Genomic DNA, 23,695 nt, shown 5'->3' with positions numbered 1-23,695 from the left:
TCTCCGTTGGATGGGTCAGGCGGCGCGGGGCGTCAAGCCCTGCAAGTCGATGGAGGGTGTGTGCTGGCGGATCAGCTCGCTGAGCAAGCGAGCGCTGCCACACGCCAGGGTAAAGCCCAAGGCCCCATGACCGAGGTTGAGCCACAGGTTACGGTAGCCAGTGGCGCCGATCAGCGGCACGCCGCTGGGGGTCGCCGGGCGCATGCCGGCCCATTCGACGGCGCGCTGGTAATCCCCAGCCTGGGGGAAGGCTTCCTGGGCCTGGCGCTTGATCAGGGCCAGGCGCTTGGGGTCCGGCGTCGGGTCGAAGCCGACGATGTCCACCATCGCCGCGACTCGCAGTTGTTCGCCGATGCGAGCGTAGACGACCTTGCGGTCGTAGTCAGTGATGCTCAACTCCGGTGCCCGATGCTGTGGGCCAATAGGCACGGTCAGGCTGTAGCCCTTGAGCGGATACAGCGGCATCCGCACGCCAGGCACTGCGAGCGCGGCACTGCGATGGCCGGCGGCGATCACCAATTGCTCCACCGGGAGCCGCTGCCCGTCCAGCGCGATGGCGCGCACCGCGCCGTCGGCGTGTTCGATGCCGCTCACCGGCTGCCCCAACAGGAACTCGCAACGCCCCGAAGCCCGCAGACGTACCGCCAATTGCTGGCAGAAGGCATGGCAATCGGCGACTTCCTCATCCGGCGTGTAGATCCCACCCACATATGGCACGCCGGCCAGGGCCGGCTCCAGGTTCGCGCACTCGTTGGGGCCAAGCACCTGCTGATGGGTGCTGTCCGCCAAACCCTGCCGCGCACGCTGGAAATGCCTCGCGTCGCGAAACGTCACCAGCTTGCCATTGCGCCGCCAGTTGAAACCGTCGAGGCGGTCGTCCTCGCGCCAGCCCTGCAAGGTTGCCTGGCTCAACAACGCCAGGCGCAACAGGTGGGCGCCGTTGCGCCGGTTGACCGAGGTCCGGCAGGCGCCGATGAATGCGGCCATCCAGCGCCACTGTGCCGGGTCCAGGCGAGGTCGCAACTTGAGTGGCGAATCACCGCGCAGCATCCAGCCCATTGCCTGCCAGGGCACCCCGGCGTCCGCCAGCGGGGTGACGTAGCGATACGACAACTGGCCGCCGTTGGCAAAACTGGTTTCGCTGCCCAAGGTTTCCCGGGCCTCCACCAGCGTCACGTCGACGCCATCGCGCACCAATGCATAAGCCGTCGCCAGCCCGACCACGCCACCACCGATGATGCAAACCCGCTGAGCCATGTCCATCTCACATCCGTTTTCAATGGCTTGAGGTTAGGGCGAGGTGACAGGCCGCGAACAATGAATAAAGATGGACTCCCTATAAACAAAGGTTATGGGTTTGCCATGCGTCTTCGCCATATCGAGATCTTCCAGGCCATACGCCAGACCGGCTCCATCAGCGGTGCCGCTCAACTGCTGCATGTTTCGCAACCGGCGGTGACCAAAGTGTTGCAGCATGCCGAGCAGCAATTGGGGTTTGCGTTGTTTCTGCGGGTGCGCGGCAAGTTGCAGGCCACGCCTGAAGCGCTGGAGCTGGAGCGCGAGGTCGATAAAGTCAGCGAGAGCCTGCAAGGTGTCCGGCGTCTCGCCCAAAGCCTGCGGCGCGAGCCGGGCCACAGCCTGCGGATCGGTGCGACACCAGCCCTGGCCCTGTCGCTGCTGCCAGCGGCGATTCATCAATGGACGCGCCGCTACCCGGACATCGTCTGCGAGTTGTCCAGCGCCCACAGCCGCGAACTGGTGCAAAACCTGTTGATGCGCGAAATCGACGTCGCCCTGACCCTGCAACCGCCCGATCATCCGGGCCTCAAGGCCCAGGCCCTGGCCAGCGGCGTACTGGTGGCCCTGGCGCCAAGCGGGCATTGGACCCAAGCACAGGTGGGGCAGCCGATGCCGTTGCAGGCGCTGGCCGGCGCACCGTTGATCGGCCTGTCCAGCGCCGACCCGCTCTCGGCCAAACTGGACGGCTATCTCAAGGCCGTGGAACCACCGCCGCGCATCAGCATCGCCGTGCAGACGTATTCACTGGCCCGCGCCATGGTCGAATCCGGTGCCGGGCTGGCGGTGATCGACCCGTTCACGGCGCTCGGCGCCTCGAACACCCGTACGGCAATCCGACCGTTGTCGCCACCGCTGCCCATTTCCCTGTATGCCGTGACCCGGGCCAATGAGGCCCCGGCGCACACCCTCGGCGCGTTGCTGGAAATTTTTGCCAGTCAGGCCCAGGCGCAACTGGACCGCCTGTTCGCGGTGGCCGGTTGAACCTGACTAGAGGACGTAGAACAGAATCGCCACGAAGTGCAGCAGGCTGCCGGCGATCACGAACAGGTGCCAAATCCCGTGGGCGTGGCGCAGCCGGTGGTCGAGGGCAAAGAAGATAATGCCCACGGTGTACAACACGCCACCCGAGGCCAGCCAGGCGAACCCGGCGCTGCCCAGGGCCGCCATCAAGGGCTTGACCGCCACCAGCACGATCCAGCCCATCACCGCGTAGATCACGATCGACAGGATCCGCGCTTCGGAACGCGGCTTGGTCTCCTGCAAGATCCCAATCAGCGCCAACCCCCAGACAATCCCGAACAAACTCCAGCCCCAGGGCCCGCGCAGGGTCACCAGGCAGAACGGGGTGTAGCTGCCGGCGATCAACAGATAGATCGAAAAGTGATCGACCTTCTGCATGATTTCTTTTTTGCGCCCGCGCACGCTGTGGTAAACCGTCGAAGCGCTGTACAGCACCAGCAGGGTGAACCCGTAGATCGCCACGCTGACGATCTTCCACGGATCGCCCGCCATCCCGGCAATCACCAGCAACCACACCGCCCCGATAAAAGCCGCCACCGCCCCGACCAGGTGCGTCCAGGCATTGAGTCGTTCGCCGTGATACATCCAATCCCACCTCACATTCCAGAACAGACGCCAAGGCTCAGGCTTGGCGCGGCAAAGTGCAATGTTTTGCTTGCTGTGGGAGCAAGGCTTGCCCGCGATGAAGGTAACTCGGTTTCTGCAAAACCGAGTCGCCTGTTTCGCGAGCAAGCTTTGCTCCCACAGGGCACAATCGGGCAATACGAATAAGAGTCCGCCCCATGCTGATCGACGAAGAATTGACCCTGAAGAAACTCGAGGTGTTCCTGGCCTTCATGCGCACCGGCAACTTGGCGCGAGCGGCGGCCGAATTGCAGACCAGCAACGTCAGTGTGCACCGGGCCATTCACTCGCTGGAAAGCGCCCTGCGCTGCCCGTTGTTCAAGCACGAAGGCCGCAACCTCACGCCGCTGGAGAGCGCCTATGTGCTGGAAGAACGGGCGCAGAAACTGATCCAGGACGTGGTCGAAAGTGTACGCCTGACCCGCGAAGCCGCCGGATTCTCCGCCGAGCGCTTCAAGTTGGGCTCGCTGTATTCGCTGACGGTCAAGACCGTGCCGCAACTGATCATGGGCCTGAAAATCCGCCGCAGCGAACTCAATATCGATCTGATCCTGGGTTCGAACATCGACCTGCTGTACAAACTCAAGAACATGGAAGTGGACGCGATCCTGATTTCCCTGGATGACAGCGTGAACGACCCGGACTGTGAGCATATCGCGCTGTTTTCCGATGACATCTTTCTTGCCACACCGGCGGATTCGCCCTTTGCCCAGCGCAGCGAAGTCGACCTGGCCGAGGTCCGCGACGAGACGTTCATCACCCTGACCCAGGGCTTCGCCACGCACCAGGACGGTATCCGGGTGTTCAAGCAGGCGGGGTTCGAGCCGAAGGTGGCGATGCAGGTCAACGACATCTTCACCCTGCTGAGCATGGTCAGCTCCGGGGTGGGCTATGCGTTGCTGCCGGGCAGGATCGCGGCGGTGTATGAAAACCGGGTGAAGCTGATCCCGTTGCAGGAAAAGTACCGGTTGCAGCAGCACATCGGCGTGGTGTTCCTCAAGGCCAAGGAGCGGGATCCGAACCTCCTGGCGTTGTTGGCCGAATGCCGGATGTATGCCAATCGCCAGGCTTGAAACCGAGTCGCCCCCATCGCGAGCAGGCTCGCTCCCACAAGGGATTTGTGAACACCGATCCAATGTGGGAGCGAGCCTGCTCGCGATAGCGTCAGAACAGGCGATACAAATTCGGAACCTAGCCGACAATCCCGCGCACAATGAAGTACAGCAACGAAGGCCCCAGCAAACAGCCAAGCCCGGTATGGAACGTCGCCGTCAACGCGCCATACGGCACCAACCGCCGGTCCGTCGCGGCCAGGCCGGCAGTCACGCCGCTCACGGTCCCGGCCAGGCCGCCGAAGACCATGGCCGAGCGCGGATTGTCCAGGCCCATCCAGCGCGCCGCCATGGGCGTGCCGACCATCACGATGATCGCCTTGATCAAACCGGTGGCAATCGACAACGCCATCACATCGGAGGTCGCGCCAATCGCCGCCCCGGTCACGGGCCCGACGATGTAGGTCACCGCACCCGCGCCGATGGTGGTCATGCTCACCGCATCGCGATAACCGAACACCCAGGCAATGCTCGCACCGACGATGAAGGGCAGGATCGTGCCCAGCAGCAACGCGATGGCGCCAATCAACCCGGCCTTTTTCGCTTCGGTGGCCTGCACCTCGAACGCCGTGGCAACAATGGCGAAGTCACGCAGCATGGCGCCGCCCATCAAACCGATGCCGGAAAACAGCGACAGGTCCGCCAGGCCTTTTTGCCCACCGGTCATGGTGCCGCCCACCCAGGCCAGCACCAGGCCGATGACGATGGCAATCGCCGAGCCGTGGATCCGGCCATAGGTCAGGCGCTTGGACAACACCACCGACACCCACATGATCACGCCGACGAAGGCGAACGCCGTGATCAAACCGTTATGTTCCAGGCCTTTCTCGATGAGATCCCACATATCAGCGGCCTCCTACTGGGGTGCCGAGGGGCGTGACTTCCGCCGGCTCATCGGGCAAGGGTTCGCCTTTGTGGGTCCGGCTGATCAGCGTAATGGTGCAGCCGCAGAGCACCACCGAACCAATGGCCGCCAACACCGCCACCGGGCCGCCGTGCAAGGCCGTGACCACGTTCTGTTGCGCGGCCATCGCGACCACCACCGGAATGTACATGGCGCCCCAGAAGCCGACGCCCATTTCGCATTCCTTGGTCATGCCGCCGCGTTTTTGCATCCACAGCCGCGCACAGATCAGCAGGATCATCGCAATGCCGACCCCGCCGACGTTGGATTTGACGCCGAGCAAAACGCCGAGCAGGTCGCCCATGATCACCCCTGCCAGCGTACAGATCGCCAACAGCGCCACACCGTAAATAATCATTGTTGTAGTCCTCAAAGTGCATCGTCGAAATTGTTGTTTTTGTAATTCGCAGCCTGAGTCGGGGGTCTAGGGTTGGCGGCTTCCCTCCTCACGTAACAGCGCCTGCAGGGTATCGAGCCGGGCACCGTCGAAGGCCATGACCGTGCCTTGCTCGAACACCCGGCGCGCCAGCCCGGTCAGCACCGCACCGGGCGGCAGTTCGATTTGCAGCCTTACGCCGCGTTCATAGGCGCTTTGCACCGTGCCGCGCCAATCGACGACACGGCACATGTTGAACGCCAGGTCGTCGCGTAGGGCCTCGGGGCTGATCACCGGTCGAGCGCGGCTGCCGCTGAGATAGCCCAGGGTGGGCGCTTTCAACGTCACATCGGCAAACGCTTGGGCCAATGCTTGCGCCGGAGCCTCCAGCAACGGGCAATGGGACGGCACGCTCACCGCCAGCCGACAGGCCTTCCCGGCACCCAGGCTTCGCGCCTGTTTGGCAACGCTGCTCATGGCCTCGTCGCTGCCGGCAATGACCACCTGATTATCGGCATTGATATTGGCCAGGTAGACCGGTGTGCGGTCGCTGTGTACCTGTGCCAGCAACGCTTCCACTGCCGCGAGATCGAGGCCGATGATCGCGGTCATGCCGTAGCCTTGCGGATACGCCCGCTGCATCAACTCGCCGCGCAGGCTGACCAGTCGCAACGCCTCGTCAAACCCCAGCGCACCGGCCACCACCGCCGCCGGGTAGGCACCGATGGATAGTCCTGCCACATAGTCCGGCGCAGGCGCCTGTTCCAGCAAACGACGGGCCGCCGCCACGCCGGCGATCAGCAGGCATAGCTGCACGGCGCGGGTCGATTGCAAGGCCTCGGCGCTGTCCAGTAGCAGGACGTCCTCGCCGAGCACGTCGTTCGCCTCGTCCAGAATGTGCGGCGCAAGGCCATGGAGCATGCCTGCTCGCTGCGCACCCTGGCCGGGAAAGACCAAGAGGCTGCTCACGCGACCTGCTCCACTGAAGATTGCCAAGGATCGCTCACCAACCGGGCCTGAAGATCATCCTTGAGCAAGACCCGGCGCGACAAACCCGCCCATTCGCGCAGGGCCACGGCGCCGCAAGGCGTTTGCAACTGCATGTCCACGGCGCATACCGAAGCATCCAGATGCGCCAGCAACTCCCTGGCCTGGAGACGATCCAGACAGTGCGGCGTGCGCAGGATCAAATCCAGGTCACTGCGTTCATGTAGCGCCTCGATCCCCGTGGCGAGCTCGAACCCGGCGCTACCGCTGACGCCCCAGGTCCAGCCGCTGGCGTCGAGCAGCGGGCGCAGTCGGGACAGCGCTCGCAGGGCTGGCAAGTCGCGAGTCGACGCAACGTGACAAAGGTCTTCTGGCCTGACGCGACGGGCAATCGCCGTGATCGCCATCGACGCTGCATAACGCTGCTCGCGCAAGCGCCCACGCACGCCGACCGCGATTCGATCCGGCGTCGTCAGCGCACGCCGAACCACCACAGGTTGACCGGCGGTGATCGACTCGACCACCCAGGCCGGTGCATCCGCTGACAACTGCTGCGAGGTCATCCCCCACAGCAGGTCATGGGCCAGAAACGTACTCACCACTGCTCTCTCAGCAGTTGGCGAACCCGGCTCGACGCGATGCGATTGAACGCACCCAGACGTCCACTCAGATCCCGCGGCCCCGCCTCTACATCGTCAATCGCCTGGAGCAGACACGCCGTCACCCGCTCCAGATCCTCCGCCAACGGCTGTTCAACCTGCTCCACCGACAAGGTTTCCCAAAGCAATCCCAGGCTGGCGAAGCTGTCGATGTCATAGGCCATCGGCGGCACGCTGGCGGCCAGGGCTTCAAGCTCCTCGACGCTGCGCAGGGTCACCCGCGCCGCCGAGGCCTTGCCCATGGCGTGGACCATCACGCCCGGGTCGCGCAGGGCAATCAGTCGGTTGGCCTGGTAGCCGTGGGCCAGAAACGCCCCCGACATGGCCTTGCCCACCAGCAAACCGATCACCGGATGCCCGGCCAACCGCGCCCGGGCATAACTGTCCGCCGCGCCGGCCAAGGCCTGATGAATGCCCAGGGCTTCTTCGCGTCGGCCATAGGCCTGGCTCGGCACATCGACGATGGCGATCAGCGCCCGCTTGTGGGAAGCATCGCGGTCGGCGTCGATCGCATCATCCACGGCTTTGGCCAGGCCCCAACCCTCCAGCAAACCGACTTCGCCGTTGCGCGCCCGGGGAAAACGACTGTCGGGATCGGCCACCACCGCCAGCAAGCGCACGCTTTGCTCGCCCAGTCTGACGTCGGCGACTTTCAACGAAGCCGGCAAGCCTTCCAGCGGTTTGGCCTCGCCACTCAGGGCCTCGAACCAGCGCAAGCCTCTCAATGAATACGAACTCATGGGCGTTCTCCCTGATACAGCTGACGAACCGCTGCCGGTTCGATTTGCACGTCAGTGTCCAAGCGGGCCAGGCGTTGCAGGAACAACTCGGCTTGGCCGCTGCGGTGTTGCGCGGGCACGCCCAGGTGCAGCAACTGGCTGACTTGTTGACGGATCTGCGCCACATCGTCGGCCGCATAACGATCCACCAATCCCGTGGCAAAACGCTGCTCGCCACCGGTCAGGCTCCAGATGAACGGCCGGTCGCGGGAGTCGTATTCGTCGATCCCGGCTTCCTGTTCGATCACTTGGGGACCGTTCAGGCCCAGCCGTGCTTCCCGGGTCACCAGCAGATAACTGCACAGCCCGGCGGCAATGGACATGCCGCCAAAACAACCGACGCTGCCGGCCACCACTCCAACCACCGGCTGATACTGACGCAGATCGACTATCGCCGAATGAATCTCGGCAATCGCCGCCAACCCGAGGTTGGCCTCCTGCAAACGCACGCCACCGGTTTCCAGCAGCAATACGGCGCGGGTCGGGATGCCCTTGCGGTTGTCTTCGGCAGCCAGCTCCAAGGCACCGGCAATCTTCGCCCCGCCGACTTCGCCGAGGCTGCCACCCTGAAACGCGCCTTCGATGGCGGCGATCACCACCGGCAGGCCATCGAGCGAACCCTTGGCGATCACCACGCCGTCATCGCTTTGCGGCACCACGCCCTGGCGCAACAGCCAGGGCGACATGATTCGCTGGAACGGGTCGAGCAGTTCGCGGAAGGTACCCTCATCGAGCAAGGCCTTGGCCCGTTGCCGGGCGCCGAGTTCGACGAAGCTGTGTTTGTCGAGCAGCGCTGCGCTGTCAGTCATGGCCGATCTCCTCGAAGCCTTGTTCCAGGCGCAGGCGCACCACGCCGGGGGTGGCGCCGAAATCGTGAATGTCGATGGACAGGGCCGGTGGCGTCTGGCCGTCGAACATGCGAGCGAACAGGTGTTGCCAGCGTTGTTCGCTGCCGTTGACCGAGGTCTGCACCTGAATCGTCAGCTTGCCCGCCAGCCCCGGCTCGATCAGCACTTCCAGATCGCCCGAGCCGACGCAGCCCACCAGTGCCCGGCCCCGTGGCGGCTGCCCGGCGGGGAATTCAAAGGATAAGGTTTCCATCAGCACACTCCAGGGAAGAGGCCATCGCCGCGTTCGATACGGTCGAGGAACAGGCAGGCGGCGAGCAAGTCGGCAGCGCCGCCGGGCGAGGCGTTCAAGGCAATCAGTTGTTGGTCCAGCGCATGCAACTGGCGACGACCGCCCAGGCTCGCACTGCCACCGGCATCGAGCACCGCTTTGGCGCCGCTCTGCATGGCTTGCAGGCCCTTTTCACCGGCACGGTAGAGCACGCAGGTGTCGGCCAGCGTGGTCATGATCGCCAGCAAGGCATCGAGCCGGGCGTTCTGCTCACCCGCCCCCGCCGCGCGACTGCGCTTGAGTTGCGGCAAGCCCAGACCGGTGACGGCCGGAAACGCCAATTGCGCTTCTTCCCGGGCACCGCGTACGCCGTAGCGTTGGGCGACCTGGGCGCCGTGGCTCAAAGATTGAGGCGCGTAGCGGTCATTGAGCAGGGCCAGGCGGGCGGCCCGTAGCGTAACGGCACTGGCAACGCTGGATTCAGGCTCCAGCGCCGCCGCCGCAACCAGCAAGCCCAGGGCCCAGATCGCACCCCGGTGGGTGTTCACGCCGTTGGTGGTCGCGAGCATCGCCGCTTCACCCTCACGGCCGATCCGTCCAAGGGCTTCACGCAACGGCAAGCCGATCTCGCCACAGCCAAGAGCGGCGTCGGCCATTTCCTTGAATGCGGGCCACAGCGATAGCGCCGAGGCATGCATCAGGCCCAGGTGCAGATCGGTGTGGGCGCCATTGCCGCGCCGGTCCACCAAGGCCGGTTTAGGCGACAGGTCGGCTTCGTCGATCAGCGCATCCACCGCCATATCCGCCAGGCGCTCGGCCAAGGAGATTTTTTTCGGTTGCAGGTTGAAGGCGTGCATTTACCAGCTCCTGAACTTGGCGGGCGGGTTGTAGAGGCCACCGGACCACTCCACCAGATCTGCCACGCTCTTGGCCGCGAGTAGTTCGCGGGTGGCGTCGGTGCGGCGGATACCGAGGTCTTCGGGCAGGGCGATCAGCCCTTCGCGGCGCATGCGCGCGGTATCTTTCGGGTCGTGGCGCAGGCCGATGGCGGTGACCCCGGCCACGGCGGCGATCATCGCCTGGCGCTCCTCCAGGGAGCGGGCCTTGTACAGGTAGGCAATGCCTTCCTCGGTCAGCAGGTGGGTGACGTCGTCGCCATAGATCATGATCGGCGCCAGGGGCATGCCGGCCTTCTTCGCCACGTCCACCGCGTCGAGGGTCTCGACGAAAGTCGGTTTGCCGCCCTCCTGGAACGTCTCGACCATCTGCACCACCAGCTTCTTGCCACGTTCGAGCAGCGGTGCCTCGCCGTCGCCGTGACGCATGTCGAGCCAGGCCGGCGTGCCGTGACGACGACCGCGCGGGTCGTGCCCCATGTTCGGCGCCCCACCGAAGCCGGCCAGGCGGCCACGGGTCACGGTGGAGGAATGACCGTCGCCATCCACTTGCAGAGTGGCGCCGATGAACAGGTCCACCGCGTACTGCCCGGCCAGTTGGCAGACCATGCGGTTGGAGCGCAGCGAGCCGTCGCGTCCGGTGAAGAACACGTCGGGACGGGCGGCGATGTAGTTTTCCATGCCCAACTCAGTGCCGAAGCAATGCACGCTTTCGACCCAGCCGCTTTCGATGGCGGGGATCAGGGTCGGGTGCGGATTGAGGGTCCAGTTGCGGCAGATCTTGCCCTTCAGGCCGAGGGATTCGCCGTAGGTCGGCAGGATCAGCTCGATGGCGGCGGTGTTGAAACCGATGCCGTGATTGAGGGACTGGACGTTGTGTTTTTCGTAGATCCCACGAATCGCCATCATCGCCATCAGCACGTGCACAGGCTTGATGTGGCGCGGGTCGCGGGTGAACAACGGCTCGATGTAGAAGGGCTTGTCGGCCACCACCACGAAATCGACCCAGGAGGCCGGGATATCCACCCGAGGCAGGTCACTGACGTCGTCCACCAACTGGTTGACCTGGACAATGACGATACCGTCACTGAAGGCCGCCGGTTCGATCAGCGCCGGAGTGTCTTCGGTGCTAGGGCCGGTGTAGATATTGCCGGCGCGGTCGGCCATGAAACCGGCCGAGAGCACCACGTTGGGGATCAGGTCCACCACCAGTCGGGCATAGAGCTCGATGTAGGTGTGGATCGCGCCGATCTCCAGCAGACCGTCTTCGAGCAACTGGCTGATGCGCAGGCTCTGGGTGCCGGCGAAGGAAAAATCCAGCTTGCGGGCGATGCCGCGTTCGAACAGATCCAGGTGCTCGGAGCGGCCGACGCTGGGCATGATCATGTGCAGATCGTGCAGCTTCGAAGGGTCGACTTTGGCCAGCGAGCGCGACAGAAAATCCGCCTGCTTCTGGTTGTTCCCCTCCAGCACCACACGGTCGCCAGGCAGGATCAACGCCTCCAACGCCGCAACGATTTTGTCGGTGGGCAACACCACACCGTCGGCAAGCCCCTTCACCAGCTCGAGACGCCGCTGCTTTTCGCCGCGCCGCCGCGTCCAGCGCGAGTCGGGGGATATTGTTGTTGTCATGACCACTCCACGGGTTCGCTGTCGTGGGGGTCACATTAGGAGTGTTGGGGCGAGGGTATCAATCAAGCTTAGCGGCGGATCGTTACGATTGGAGTAATGGTTTGCGATAAACACAAATCAAAATGTGGGAGCTTGCTCGCGATAGCGGTGGGTCAGGCCACATCAATGCTGACTGTTCTGCCGCCATCGCGAGCAGGCTCGCTCCCACAGGGGGTAGGGGTGGATTCGAATTCTGTGGCGAGGGGGTTTGTCCCTTCGCCACAAGAGTGCGCTCGACTTTAGCGCGGGTCGACAATATCCAGCGCCCGATGGGCCAGCAACTCGCTGAGTTCGATCATCTGCTGAATGCCGAGGGCAAAATGCCGGGGCGAACCTTCAAGGTCGAAAGCCAGCTCGTTGAGCATGACATTGGCGGAGGCGAGGGTTTCGCTGAGGTTGGACAGGAGGCATTCGCTGTCGAGGTCATCCACGACAGTGAACAGTTGGCCTGGGGGTTGTTTCTTTTTGGTTTGAGGTTTGGGATCGAGATAGAAACTGAGGGCGCGCTCGGCCGCTTCATCAAGCTTTTGCGAAGCTTGGCCGGCATGGGCTGAGGTGGGATCGGTTTCGGGAGGATTGGGTGTGGCTTTGAACATAGGGTGACACTCCGTTTACTGGTTGGAGCTGCCACGTTCGTTTCCAAGCGAGGGGGTGGCAGCCGTACGCAGGTTGGAAAACCGGGGTAAACGAGCCCGGCAGACCCGAAGGTCTCCCGCGCACAGCTGCCATAACGAAAGCATGGTCAAAAAACGACCGCAAGCATACGTTATGAAGGGCGCTTTCGCGCCGTCTACTTATCGGATTTCCAAGCCCGGCCGCTGAATTTGCAGCGACGGGAAAAGACTAGCGACAGCCCTTCCCACCCGGCAACCGCCAGAGCTCGTCGGAAAAATCAACTTGAGTCAGGAAGTGTGTCCGACCATTCCCACAACGCTTGGTCGGCTGTCAGGCCGCCATCGCGAGCAGGCTCACTCCCACACTGGTTTCGGTCGTTTATAAGATCAGTGCCCACCGCCAATCTTGTGGGAGCAAAGCTTGCTCGCGATAGCGGTGGGGCTAATTGCATCAATGCTGAATGTGCCACCGCCTTCGCGAGCAAGCTTTGCTCCCACAGGTCCAGCCCAAACAGGTCTGATGGGTGTACCCCCCCCCCCGCAAGAGCCAGGCCGGCTGTCAGGCCGCCTCGCGGTGGACGTTGATTTCGGCGCCCCGTTAACCACGCTGGCCGAACGCAGGCATTGCGCAGTGGGCATCCCGGCATGGATGCCGGGATAGCCGCGCTGGGCCATGGATGGCCCTTCGCGGCGGGCCCACGGAGCAATGCCGGAGTGAGGGCACACCGAGCCTAAGCGAGGCACCGAGTGGTGGGGCCATACATTTGCTTACTTTTGCGCTTTTCAAAAGTGAGCCGCCGTAAGGGCGGAACCATAAGCCGCCGTTACCGCAGCAATGGATATGTACTCAGCCAACAAAATCCTGCTCCCACCGGATCGTCGGCTACAGGCCTTCGCCGATCAGCAGGAGATCCATGTCACTGGGATGCGTTGGCCTGGCCTTTGGCAATGGAGCCGTAGACGAACGCCCAGCTCAGTTGTCTGGAAAACGGCTCCAAGGCTTAGCGCTGGTATAGAAGCTTTGATCGGGCTGACCGAAACCGCTTGTCGGTTAACCGCTTCGACCTGTCAACCCTGACAGTAGCCAAGCAGTCCTCTCCGACGCCTACTAAACCCTGCTGCGATTGTTTATGTCCGGTTTCAAGGGCTGGTCGACAGCGCAAATGACCGGAGACATCAATATGAAATTTCCTGATGAAACTGACTTCGAATCGAATGGGCGAAATGGGTGGGAAAATGGCGAAGAAATCACAGGAGAACTTATTACCGTAGATGGGAATACTTTCTGGAAAGGTGAACTGAAGCCCCTAGTCTCCTTTCCGACCTTCAGAGCATCTCTGAAGAAAAAATTCACGTTTCAGACCAAAGAAGAAAGAACCGATTTGTACTGTATATCCTTTAATTATCGTGTCCATAAACTCGAAGATGACGAGGCAAGACTCCTTGTTCTTGCGATCGCCATGGGGAACCCAAGAACCTCCTTCAATTTAGATAACGATTTGGATGAGAACACTGAAGTAGACAAATGGCTGCTGGCGACGACGGAGACGACCCCCAACCAGTGGTTCGCGCGGTCAAACGAAATAATTCAGATTGGCACGCGTGGCGGTATATCCGAGACAAGATCTCGTCGAATAGATATCGATAATATCTATGTTTGGAAACAGACCTAGTGCAGATAAATCTGGGCCCCCCTCAAGGTAACTCGCGATGGCGGCACACTTCGCCTTCGCGAGCAGGCTCGCTCCCGCAAAGCGTCATGTGATTGCATTCGAATGAGCGAAGCGGCCCTCAAGCAGCTCTTCCCATACGCAGCCGTTTGTCGGATTGCAGCTCTAACCTGTCAACCCTGACAGTAGCCAACCCACCGGCCTCATCGCCGAATAGGTTGCGCCGCGATCTTCAATGCCCGGACTCCTCGGGCAGGATCACAAGCGCTGTGGCGGGAGAAACAGCATGAACCACGACAAGTATGGGCACGACTTTCAAGATGGAAAACGCAACGGCTGGGAAAATGACATTGGGTCCCCGGATGGGGTACTCAAATCGGAAGAAGGCCCAGGGGGCAAGAATACTTTCTGGTCCGGCAAGCTGGAGTACAGGCCTCCAAACATATTCCTGCCCTCTCTCGCCAAGATGTTTACCTTTCCGGGCCCAAGGCAGGATGACCCAAAACCGGAGAAAGGTTTTCTTTTTACCTCCTTCAGATACAGAGTTCACCCACCGGAGGCGGGGGAAGCCACAACGATCAGGGTCATTGTTACAGCGAACGTATCGCTGGGTTATAACGCCTTCTATATAGATCCGAACACGCCAACCGGTGTGTGGCTCCAAACTGATCCCATCGGCGTTCGCTACTCTGGTACCAAGGCCCATATCGTGATCGGTACGAATGCCGCAGAGCCCGGAGTGTCCCGTAAGTTTGACCTCGATAACATCGAGGTTGTGCGAGTTCCCGATAAATAGAAACTCAAGAACGGTCGCCTGGCTTGCGGAGGTTTTTACCCAGCGGAGCCAATTCCCTCGCCGCGGGCTTTCGGCACCCCGAGTTTCAAGTTGAAATACCCTCCCACAGGAGGAACGCGGTCGCCCAAAACCAGGTCGGCTATTAGGCCGCCTCGCAGTGGACATAGATTTTGGCGCTCCATTAACCACGCTGGCCGAACGCAGGCATTGTGGAGTGGGCAACCCGGCATGGATGCCGGGTTAGCCGCGCTGGGCCATGGATGGCCCTTCGCGGCAGCCCACGGAGCAATGCCGGAATGAGGGCACACCGAGCCTAGGCGAGGTGCCGAGTGGTGGGGCAAAAGCGCTTTGGTTACTTTCGCCTGGGCCGGCATTCCGGCTTTTCGAAAGTGACCCGCCGTCAGGGCGGCCCCCTAAGTCGCCGTTACCGCAGCAATGGATATGTACTCAATCAACAAAACCCTAGCCGACTGCCAGGCCGCCATCGCGAGCAAGCTCGCTCCCACAGGGGAGATATGCATGGCTCAGGTTGTGTGAGGTTGAATCAAGCCCGCAGCCATCACCAACTCTTCCAACGCCAACAAATCCGGCACTTTCGCCACATGCTCCCCCACTTGCACCGCCGCCTGTTCCAACCCGCACAACGGCACGTCGACGTAGCTCAACTGACTGTCGAGCTTGTAGGAGCGCGGGATGCCTTGCACCAACAGCGCAATGAACCGCAACTCCGGGCGCCCGCCGAGGGCGTTGAGCACGACGATGCGTGCTCGCTCGCCCACCACGGTTTTCTGGCCGCAGGCCGACTCGAAGCTCAGCAGCGGGATTTGCCGTTCGCGCCAGCTCACCCAGCCCAGGAACCATGGCGGGGTGTCCATATCGAATGCGCTGCTCTGGTAGTCGATCAGTTCGGCCACGGCCACGTTGGGCAACACCAGGTGCCGGTCGGCCAATGGCAGCAGCAGGCCGGTAAGTGGGCTGGTGCGCTGATGAAGATGCAAATCATGCATGGGTCTTGCTCCAGTGCGCGATGCTGTCGAGCAGCACCGATTCCTGGTACGGCTTGCCCAGGTAGTCGTTGACGCCGATGGCCATGGCGCGATCGCGGTGTTTCTGGCCGGTGCGGGAGGTGATCATGATGATCGGCAGGTGCGCCAGACGCGGGTCGTTGCGTACTTGGGTGGCCACTTCGAAGCCGTCCATGCGCGGCATTTCGATGTCCAGCAGCATCAGGTCCGGGGAGTGTTCGGCCAGCAGCGCCATGGCGTCCACGCCATCCTTGGCGGTGAGCACGTGCATGCCATGACGCTCCAACAAGCGGCTGGTGACCTTGCGCACCGTCACCGAGTCGTCCACCACCAGCACCAGCAACGGCCGCTGGTGTTCGCCCTCCCCTTGCGTCGCTGTCGGGCGGCGCGGGACCTGGTGGGGCAAGGCACGGATGGGCGCCAGCAGGTCGAGGATCAATACCACCCGGCCGTCTCCCAGGATCGTCGCCCCGGACAGGCCCTGCACCGCCGAGAATTGCGGACCCAGGCTCTTGACCACGATCTCCCGGGTCCCGGCGGTCGCGTCCACTTGCACGGCGACGTGCCGCTCGTTGCACTGCACCAGCAGCACCGGCAACGGTTGGCTCTGGCCCAGTAGTTTCGGGCGGGCGCCGGTTTTCAACAGCTCGCCGAGGTAGCACAACTCATAACGTTGCCCGGCGTAGGTGTAGGTCGGCGAATCGAGCTGGTAATAGCCGTCCAGTTCGGCGGGCAACACCCGGACGATGCTTTCGATGGTGTTCAGCGGAATCGCGTACTGGTCTTCATGGCACTGCACCATCAGCGCCCGGTTGACCGCCACGGTAAACGGCAGGCGAATGCGAAAGTGCACGCCCTGCCCCGGCGTGGAATCGATGCCCATGCTGCCGCCCAGTTGCCGCACCTCTTCGTGGACCACGTCCATGCCAACGCCGCGCCCGGAGATCTGGGTGATTTTTTCCGCGGTGGAAAACCCCGGTTGCAGGATGAACTGCAACACGTCGCGGTCGCTGATGTCACTGTCCGGCGCCAACAGGCCACGCTTGATCGCCTTGCTCCGCACCGCCTCCAGCGGCACGCCGGCGCCATCGTCACGGATGTCGAAAATGATGTCGCCGCCTTCCCGGGACAGGTCGAGGCTGATGCGCCCCCGGGCCGGTTTACCAGCGGCAATGCGCACATCGGCCGGCTCCAGGCCATGGTCGACGGCGTTGCGCAGCATGTGCTCCAAAGGCGCGGCCATGCGCTCCAACACGTTGCGGTCCATCTCGCCATCGGCGTTGCCGACCACGAACTCCACGTCCTTGCCCAGTTCCTGCGCCACTTGCCGCACGATGCGCTTGAGCCGTGGCAACATTCGCTCGAACGGCACCATGCGCGTACGCATCAGGCCTTCCTGGAGTTCGGTGTTGATGCGCCCCTGCTGTTGCAGCAAGACCTCGGCATCGTGATTGCTGCGATCAAGGGTTTCCTTGAGTTCGAGCAAGTCCGAGGCGGACTCGAACAGCGCCCGGGACAGCTGCTGCAACTGGGAATGGCGGTCCATTTCCAGCGGGTCGAATTCTTCGTAGCCCAGGCGCTCGGCCTCCACCTGCTGACGGCTGAGGATTCGCCCCTGGGTTTCGGTATCCAGGCGCCGCAACTGATCGCGCATGCGCTCGATGGTGGTTTCCATTTCGCCGAGGGCCACGCGCGCGTCGTTGACCTGCTGTTCGATGCGCCCACGGAAGATCGACGTTTCGCCCGCCAGGTTCACCAGGTCGTCGAGCAGTTCGGCGGAGACCTTGACCATGTCCGCCCCGTCGCCCGGGGCACCAGGGTCAGGTCTTGCGGGCGCCGCCGGCGGGCTCACGATGGGATTGGAGACGGGGGCCGGCTCCGGCGCCGCGACAGCCTGCGGCGCAGCATTCTCCTGGGGATGATTCACCGCCTGGATCTGCGCGATCAGCCGGTCGGCCAGCGGGCACGGGTGGCCGGCGCGCACCGCGTCGAGCATCTGCGCCAGACGGTCATGGCTGCTCTGCAGCAAGGTGAACAACGCCGGTGTCGGCTGAAGCAGGCCCGCCGACAAGCCTTCGTAGAGGTTTTCCAGCTCGTGGGCCAAGTCGCCGATGGGGACGATTTCCACCATGCGCGCACCGCCCTTGAGGGTGTGCAAGTCCCGCAGCAGGGTTTCCACTGCCTGGCGGTTCGACGGTTCTTCTTGCCAACGCAGCAGCGCCGCGCCTGAGCTGTCGAGGATATCGAAACCTTCTTCAAGGAAGATTTCCAGCAGCTCGGGATCATGACCAGCACCGTCGGCCTGGTTCGCTGCGCTCGTCTCGATGGCGTTAGGCTTGTCCTGGCGGAACCGTCGTATGGCGTCGATCAGCGCCACGGGATCGCCCAACGGCTGGCCCTGTTGCAACTGTCCAAGCAACAGGTCGAGGCGTTCGTGGCTGCTTTCGAGCAGTTGCGCCAGTTCCTCGCTGTAACTGTAACGGCGGTCCACCAGCCCTTCGTAGAGATTTTCCAGTTCCTGGGCCAAGTCGCTCACCGGCCGGATGTCGGCCATGCGCGCACCGCCCTTGAGGGTGTGCAAATCACGTTGCAGCGAGGACAGCGGCGCGCCGTTATCCGGATCGGCCAACCAGCGCTGCAAGGCCTGGGCAGCGCTTTCGAGGATGTCCTGGGCCTCTTCGAGGAAAATCGACGCCAGCTCATCCTCCACCGAGGTATCGGCGGGCGCGGCGCGTTCCATTTCCGCTGTTGCTTGGCCCAGCTCACGGATGCTCAGGGTCCGGCTACCATCGCTACGGATCAGGCCGGTGGCCGATGGGTCGAGGCTCTCCTGGAGCAAGCGGCGCAGGGCTTGGACCCGTTCCGGCTGCGCATGCACATGCTGCCCGGCCGCCAGCTGATCGAGCATGTCGATCAGTGCTTCGTGGGCGAGCTGCGCTTGCCGGAAAAACTCATCGCTGACCGCCAGGCTGCTTTCTTCTACCGCACCATAGAGGTCCAGCAAGGCTTCACAGAGTTCGTCGACCGGACGCAGGTCGGCCAGGTGCGCGCCTTCGCCGAGAGTGGTCAGCTCATCGAGCAGCGCACTCAGCTCCTGGCCCTCGCCAGGGTGCTGCTGCCAGCGCTGCAAGAGGCTTTCGGCATCCAGCAGGATGTCCATGCCCTGGGCGAGGAAGTTGTTGATCAGTTGTGGGTCGCGTTTGGTCCGTAGCGCCTTGTCCGGCGCACTGTTGGCGGCGCGCAAGCGCTCGGCCAGCAGGGCTTGGGCGCGCTGGATCAGATCCGTTGCACCGGGAATCGCCGCCAGCGGCTCGCTGTGCAACTGGCGCAAGCCCCGGCGTAACAGCCCTTCGGCTTCCATCAGCAACTCGACCTCATCCAGGTCCAGGGCAATCAGGTGCGCCCGGTATTCCCGGGCCAGCTCATCCATCGCACCGGCCAGCTCGGCGATAGGCAGCACGCCGGCCATGGACGCGCTGCCCTTGAGGGTGTGCAAGGCCCGCTGCAACTCATCGCTGGCCTGCAACGGCAAGTGGTCGGCCGCCTGGTCGAGAAAGCGATTGAGGCTGGCAAGGTGGCCTTGGGCTTCGTTATCGAAGATCTTCAACAGCAGCGGATCAAGGGCGGCCACGTCCTGCTCGTCTTCATCGTCCTCATCGCCGCCCTTGGCCAGGACATGGGCACGGGCGGCCAAACGGTCGACATCGTCGCGCTGGCGCTGGCGATTGGCGGCGAATTCGGTCACCAGGTCCGGTAACAATTGCACCGTGGCTTCGATCAACTGACGCACCGAAGCCTGCGGCTCGACGCTGCGCTCCAGCACCCGGTTGAGCAGGTTTTCCACAGCCCAGGCCAGTTCACCGAGCACCAGCGCCCGGACCATCCGGCCACTGCCCTTGAGGGTGTGGAAGGCCCGGCGCAGTTCACCCAGGGCAACAGGGTCGTCGGGATGCGCACTCCAACGCGGCAGGTACTCACGCAGAACGTCGAGTACCTCGTCGGCTTCTTCGAGGAAGACCTCGCGCAACTCGTCGTCCACCGGATTTTCATCCATCGGTGGCGGTAACAGGCTGCCCGGGGTGCTCCTGGCCGGCGGATTGACCGCCGAGACCGGGCTGGCCAGCACCTCGGCCAAGGACTGCACAGTCTGCGGGTCATCCAGTTCCTGCAAGTCCTGCATGACCTGGGCTTCGTTGGGGCTCAACACATCATCGAGCACCGGCACCCGTGCTTCGTCAGGGAAATAACCGAGCGCGGCCAGGCTCCGTTCGACCCCGTCCAGCAAGGGCTCGCCCGGGGTTTCCGGGTCCTCGCTCAAGCGTTCCAGATAGTATTCGAGGCCGGTGATCACGTCGGCCAGGTGGTCGAGTTCTTCCCAGCCCGGCTGGGCCTGCTCCAGCAACAGATGGTCGCGGATGAACGCGTTGCAGGCCTCCACCAGGCTGGCGGCACGGCTCAGGGGAATCATCGCCAGCGCGCCGCGCACCTGGGTCAGCAGCGCCGGCAAGGGCAGTAGTTGCTCGCTGTTCCAGTCCGCGTCGATGTAGTCGACGATCATGTCCTTGGCCTGTTGCAGGCAGGTATGGGCCTCCTTGATGACAATCTGGTGGATCTGGGTCAGGTCGGTGGTGGGCAGGTGCGTGTCTTCGCGGCTCTCGGGTTCGACGGTGCCGACCATGCCGGCCAGGGTCGCCTCGACGTAGAGCAAGGCTCCGGCGACGTCCATGAGGGTGGCGTCATCCGGTTCCCGCTGGCCCTGGGCGAGGCTCAACACCACCGCCAGTTGATCGATGATGACCTTGCGCGGTTGACCGAAACCCAGCACCGCCAGGGTGTCGGCGATCTGCCGTAGCGGCGCCAACAGGCTGTCCAGCTCCGAGGCGTGCTGGCGATCGCTGCGTACGAACAGGTCCAGGCGTTCCTTGACCCGTACCAGTTCTTCGCAGAGCGCGGCGAGCACCGAGCGCATGGCGTCACGGTCGGGCCCGGCCAGACGTGCGCGTTCTTCGTCGACCATAGCGCTGTCGGGTAGCGCGTCGTCCAGTGAGTAGCGTTCTTTCATGATCTGCATCTGCCCGCTGGGATGTTCGGCCTTGGCAATATAGAACAACAAACTCTTGAGCAGGTGGGGCGGTGCCGGCTGATTGATGCCGGGCATGCCTTGCTCCAGCAGGCGCTTGAGTTCCTTGTCGGCTTCCTTGAACAGGCTGCGCAGCGCCGGGCTGTTGGCGATGCGCCCGTCACGCATGCCTTCGACCAGCGCCGAGGCCACCTGCCATAATGCATTGAGCGGCGCCCCGGCACACAACGTTTCCAGGCGATGGAAAACCTTGGCCAGGTAACCGAGGTGGGTCGTGTCGTCCTGTTCGCGCAGCAAGCCCACCAGGGCCATTTGCAGGGTCTGGCGCAATTTGCGCAAGGTGTTTGGCAGGTCAGCGGGCTCGAGACGCTGCAAGGCCTCGTCGCTGAGCGGCGCAATTTCGGGCAATTCGGGGCTGAACAGGCTGGTTTCCGACAACAGGCTCTCGCCCCGGGCACTGCGCAGGTCGTTGATCAAGGGCAGAACCACCAGCGGCAGGTCGCGACGGGCACCTTGTACGCGGTCCAGATAGATCGGCAACTGCCCCAGGGCCTGGCTCAACAGGCTGATGGCTTCGTCGCGATGGGTCACGCGGTTGTCCTGCAGGGCGGCGCACAGCTGTTCCATCTCCTCGGCCAGCAACGCCGCACCGTAGAATTCGACCATCTGCAGGCCGCCATGGACCTGGTGAATGCAGGCCAGGCATTGCCCGAGGGCATCCGACGCCTGCGGATCGTCCACCAGGCGGTTGAGGGCCAGATGAGCCTGCTTCAGCGTTTCGGCAATCTCGCCCTTGACCCATTCCAGGGCCACGTAGTCGTGCCGATCACCCATAACCACTCCAAATCAAAGTCGTATGCCGCAGGCGCTTATCAGCCTTTGTCCTCATCCGCCGCAGGCGCTGCCGGCAAGGTAAACCCCGACACCGAACGGCGCAGCTGACTGGCCATTTTCGCCAGGTTGCCGATGCTCTCGGCGGTGGCGGTGGAGCCCGACGAGGTTTGGGTGGTGATCTGCTGGATCACGTTCATGGTCAAGGAAATCTGCCCCGCCGAGGTGGTCTGTTGCTGCGCCGCGTTGGAAATGCTCTGGATAAGCGCCGCCAGGGTCTTGGACACACCCTCGATTTCCTCCAGGGCCACGCCGGCATCCTGGGCCAGTCGCGCGCCGCGCACCACTTCGGTGGTGGTCTGCTCCATGGAAATCACCGCTTCATTGGTATCGGCCTGGATCGCCCGCACCAGGGTCTCGATTTGCCGTGTCGCCGCCGACGAGCGCTCGGCCAGGCGCTGTACCTCATCGGCCACCACCGCGAACCCGCGCCCGGCATCACCGGCCATGGACGCCTGGATGGCGGCGTTGAGGGCCAGGATGTTGGTCTGGTCGGCGATGTCGTCGATCAGGCTGACAATGTCGCCAATCTCCTGGGACGACTCACCCAGGCGCTTGATGCGCTTGGCGGTGTCCTGGATCTGCTCGCGAATGTTGTCCATGCCATGAATGGTGTTGTGCACCACCTCATTACCCTTGTTGGCGATCTCCACCGACCGCTCGGCCACCGCCGACGATTCGGCGGCATTGGCCGATACCTGGTCGATGGACTGGGCCATTTCATTAATTGAAGTCGAAGCTTCGGAGATTTGCTGGGCCTGGTGCTCGGAAGCCTGGGCCAGGTGCATCGCCGTGGCCTGGGTTTCCTGCACGGCGGCGGCGACCTGGCCAGCGGTGAGGTTGATGGTCGCCACCAGGTCGCGCAGTTGGTCCACCGAGTAATTGATGGAGTCGGCGATAGTGCCGGTGAAGTCTTCGGTGACCGAGGCGGTAACGGTCAGGTCACCATCGGCCAGGTCTTCGATTTCATCCAGCAATCGCATGATCGCGTTCTGGTTACGCTCGTTCTTTTCCGCGGTTTCGTGCAACTGGCGATTGGTTTCGCGGACCATCACCAGCCCGATCAGAATGATCGACATCAGCGCCAGCAAACCCAGCACATAGCCGCCGATGGTATTGATGGAACGCCCCCCGGCGAGGTTTTCGAAAGCCGTGGCCAGGTGCGAAGCCTCGTCGAGCAGGGTCTGCGACAGGTTGAAGATGTTGCCGGCCGATTCCCGGACCTTGAACAGCTCCGGGGAGGTTTCGAGGATTTCATCCACCGAGCCCGAGACAAACTCGAACAGCTCGCTGATTTCGCTCAGGCGTGCCCGCGCATCGCGGTCCTGGACCTGGGATATCTTCAGGGCCGGGTCACCTTGCAACATGCCATTGAGCACCTGGCCAAAACGCGCGGCGTCGCGACCGAAGGTGTCGGCGGCCTGGCTGGCGTTTTCGTCCCCTGCCAACACGGTATTCACCGCGCCGAGAATCCGCTCGGCCAGCAGCGACTGGCGCTGGGCCATGGCCACCTGGGCGGCCGGCGCGCCGCGCTGCAACAGGATCTCGACGACTTTTTCGTACTCGACCTGCAACTGCGGCACGGTTTCGGCCAAGGTCGCCGCCACCTGATGCAGCGACAGCACAGTCTGTTCACTGGAGAGAATGGCATCGGTGTTCTTGAGCAGACGCTCCCAGTCCAGCTGCACGGCGCGCATCTGCGGGCGCAGGGTGGCGGGCGCAGGTGGCAGGCCGGTCACCGGGTCGCCCTGCTTCAGGTAGCCCCAGCGCTGGGCGAAATCATTGCGCGCATCGCTCAACAGCTTGAACGCCGCCGCCTTGCCGGCAGCGGCTTCGGTGGCGTTCTTGGCGATGCGCTGGGACAGCACCCGCAATTCACCGGCATGGCCGATGTACTGCTTGTCGTAGGTGGATTGGGTATTGAGGTAAGCGAAGTTGGCGAACAGCAGCATGATGAAGACGATCAGCGCGACGAACAGCACGATGATCTGCGAACGACTGCGCGACGCTTCCAGTGGCTTGCCTGTTTTTGCTTTGATCATCGGTTCTCGCCTGTACTGCCCAATCCAACTTACAGCTATTAACTGTAAGCAAGCCTTTGTCGTGCAGCCTGCTCAACCAGTGCTGCTCTGTGGGAGCAAGGCTTGCCCGCGATGAGAACGACACAGTTTTC

The 23,695-nt window shown here is 63.0% G+C and carries 19 protein-coding genes and 1 pseudogene; 4 read left to right on the top strand and 16 right to left on the bottom strand.

What is annotated here, in order from left to right; all coding sequences use genetic code 11:
• Positions 1-15: 15 nt before the first annotated feature.
• Positions 16-1,257 (bottom strand): D-amino acid dehydrogenase, encoded by a 1,242-nt coding sequence (locus GN234_RS20395; protein WP_176689612.1) that lies wholly within the window; start codon positions 1,255-1,257, stop codon positions 16-18.
• 105 nt (positions 1,258-1,362) lie between these two features.
• On the opposite strand from GN234_RS20395, the gene GN234_RS20390 reads away from it, so the two are divergent.
• Entirely contained in the window at positions 1,363-2,280 is a 918-nt protein-coding gene (locus tag GN234_RS20390; protein WP_176688979.1) for a LysR family transcriptional regulator, read from the top strand.
• Between the two features lie 6 nt (positions 2,281-2,286).
• Here GN234_RS20390 and trhA read toward each other — a convergent pair whose 3' ends face one another.
• Positions 2,287-2,904, bottom strand: a complete 618-nt coding sequence (gene trhA / locus GN234_RS20385) for a PAQR family membrane homeostasis protein TrhA (RefSeq protein ID WP_176688978.1) — start codon at positions 2,902-2,904, stop codon at positions 2,287-2,289.
• A 197-nt stretch (positions 2,905-3,101) separates the two neighbouring features.
• On the opposite strand from trhA, the gene GN234_RS20380 reads away from it, so the two are divergent.
• Positions 3,102-4,016, top strand: coding sequence for a LysR family transcriptional regulator (locus GN234_RS20380; protein WP_109755107.1), 915 nt, complete (start codon positions 3,102-3,104; stop codon positions 4,014-4,016).
• 118 nt (positions 4,017-4,134) lie between these two features.
• Here the strand turns inward: GN234_RS20380 and madM are convergent, their stop codons facing one another.
• From madM to GN234_RS30070, 11 genes and pseudogenes are all read right to left on the bottom strand, one after another.
• Positions 4,135-4,899: a malonate transporter subunit MadM gene (gene madM / locus GN234_RS20375; protein WP_176688977.1), complete on the bottom strand. Its 765-nt coding sequence runs from the start codon at positions 4,897-4,899 to the stop codon at positions 4,135-4,137.
• 1 nt (position 4,900) lies between these two features.
• Positions 4,901-5,317: a malonate transporter subunit MadL gene (gene madL, locus GN234_RS20370; protein ID WP_109755109.1), complete on the bottom strand. Its 417-nt coding sequence runs from the start codon at positions 5,315-5,317 to the stop codon at positions 4,901-4,903.
• 66 nt (positions 5,318-5,383) lie between these two features.
• Positions 5,384-6,304 (bottom strand): malonate decarboxylase subunit epsilon, encoded by a 921-nt coding sequence (gene mdcH, locus GN234_RS20365; protein WP_109755110.1) that lies wholly within the window; start codon positions 6,302-6,304, stop codon positions 5,384-5,386.
• Complete coding sequence (locus GN234_RS20360; protein ID WP_176688976.1) at positions 6,301-6,921, bottom strand: malonate decarboxylase holo-ACP synthase; 621 nt, start codon at positions 6,919-6,921, stop codon at positions 6,301-6,303. The genes mdcH and GN234_RS20360 overlap by 4 nt, the downstream gene beginning before the upstream one ends.
• Positions 6,918-7,721 carry a biotin-independent malonate decarboxylase subunit gamma gene (gene mdcE, locus GN234_RS20355; RefSeq protein WP_176688975.1) on the bottom strand — a complete coding sequence of 268 codons (804 nt, stop codon included), beginning with the start codon at positions 7,719-7,721 and terminating at the stop codon, positions 6,918-6,920. Before mdcE ends, GN234_RS20360 begins: the two co-directional genes overlap by 4 nt.
• Complete coding sequence (locus GN234_RS20350; protein WP_176688974.1) at positions 7,718-8,569, bottom strand: biotin-independent malonate decarboxylase subunit beta; 852 nt, start codon at positions 8,567-8,569, stop codon at positions 7,718-7,720. The genes mdcE and GN234_RS20350 overlap by 4 nt, the downstream gene beginning before the upstream one ends.
• On the bottom strand, positions 8,562-8,861 hold the full coding sequence (locus tag GN234_RS20345; protein WP_003206454.1) for a malonate decarboxylase subunit delta: 300 nt from the start codon (positions 8,859-8,861) through the stop codon (positions 8,562-8,564). Before GN234_RS20345 ends, GN234_RS20350 begins: the two co-directional genes overlap by 8 nt.
• Positions 8,861-9,736 (bottom strand): triphosphoribosyl-dephospho-CoA synthase, encoded by an 876-nt coding sequence (locus GN234_RS20340; protein ID WP_176688973.1) that lies wholly within the window; start codon positions 9,734-9,736, stop codon positions 8,861-8,863. Before GN234_RS20340 ends, GN234_RS20345 begins: the two co-directional genes overlap by 1 nt.
• A complete protein-coding gene (gene mdcA, locus GN234_RS20335; protein WP_163856291.1) occupies positions 9,737-11,407 on the bottom strand; it encodes a malonate decarboxylase subunit alpha in 1,671 nt (556 codons plus the stop codon).
• A 278-nt stretch (positions 11,408-11,685) separates the two neighbouring features.
• Positions 11,686-12,042, bottom strand: coding sequence for a DUF6124 family protein (locus GN234_RS20330; RefSeq protein ID WP_176688972.1), 357 nt, complete (start codon positions 12,040-12,042; stop codon positions 11,686-11,688).
• Positions 12,043-12,946: 904 nt separating this feature from the next.
• Positions 12,947-13,061: pseudogene (locus tag GN234_RS30070) on the bottom strand (nucleotidyltransferase domain-containing protein); the annotation flags it as partial.
• A gap of 129 nt (positions 13,062-13,190) precedes the next feature.
• Between GN234_RS30070 and GN234_RS20325 the strand changes: the two are divergent.
• The gene (locus GN234_RS20325; protein WP_146206875.1) at positions 13,191-13,733 is read left to right on the top strand and encodes a hypothetical protein; all 543 of its coding nucleotides are present in this window, start codon (positions 13,191-13,193) and stop codon (positions 13,731-13,733) included.
• A 283-nt stretch (positions 13,734-14,016) separates the two neighbouring features.
• Positions 14,017-14,526 carry a hypothetical protein gene (locus GN234_RS20320; protein WP_109755116.1) on the top strand — a complete coding sequence of 170 codons (510 nt, stop codon included), beginning with the start codon at positions 14,017-14,019 and terminating at the stop codon, positions 14,524-14,526.
• 524 nt (positions 14,527-15,050) lie between these two features.
• On the opposite strand, the gene GN234_RS20315 is transcribed toward GN234_RS20320, so the two are convergent.
• The 3 genes from GN234_RS20315 to GN234_RS20305 are packed head-to-tail and all read right to left on the bottom strand — an operon-like array spanning position 15,051 to position 23,564.
• Positions 15,051-15,533 carry a chemotaxis protein CheW gene (locus GN234_RS20315; protein ID WP_109752372.1) on the bottom strand — a complete coding sequence of 161 codons (483 nt, stop codon included), beginning with the start codon at positions 15,531-15,533 and terminating at the stop codon, positions 15,051-15,053.
• Entirely contained in the window at positions 15,526-21,465 is a 5,940-nt protein-coding gene (locus tag GN234_RS20310) for an Hpt domain-containing protein (RefSeq protein ID WP_176688971.1), read from the bottom strand. Before GN234_RS20310 ends, GN234_RS20315 begins: the two co-directional genes overlap by 8 nt.
• A 38-nt stretch (positions 21,466-21,503) precedes the next feature.
• Positions 21,504-23,564, bottom strand: coding sequence for a methyl-accepting chemotaxis protein (locus GN234_RS20305; RefSeq protein WP_176688970.1), 2,061 nt, complete (start codon positions 23,562-23,564; stop codon positions 21,504-21,506).
• Positions 23,565-23,695: the final 131 nt, after the last annotated feature.

The sequence above is a fragment of the Pseudomonas bijieensis genome, assembly GCF_013347965.1.
Lineage (GTDB): Bacteria > Pseudomonadota > Gammaproteobacteria > Pseudomonadales > Pseudomonadaceae > Aquipseudomonas > Aquipseudomonas bijieensis.
Note: the sequence above shows the minus strand (reverse complement) of the source record. Positions and strands in the feature narration are given on the sequence as shown.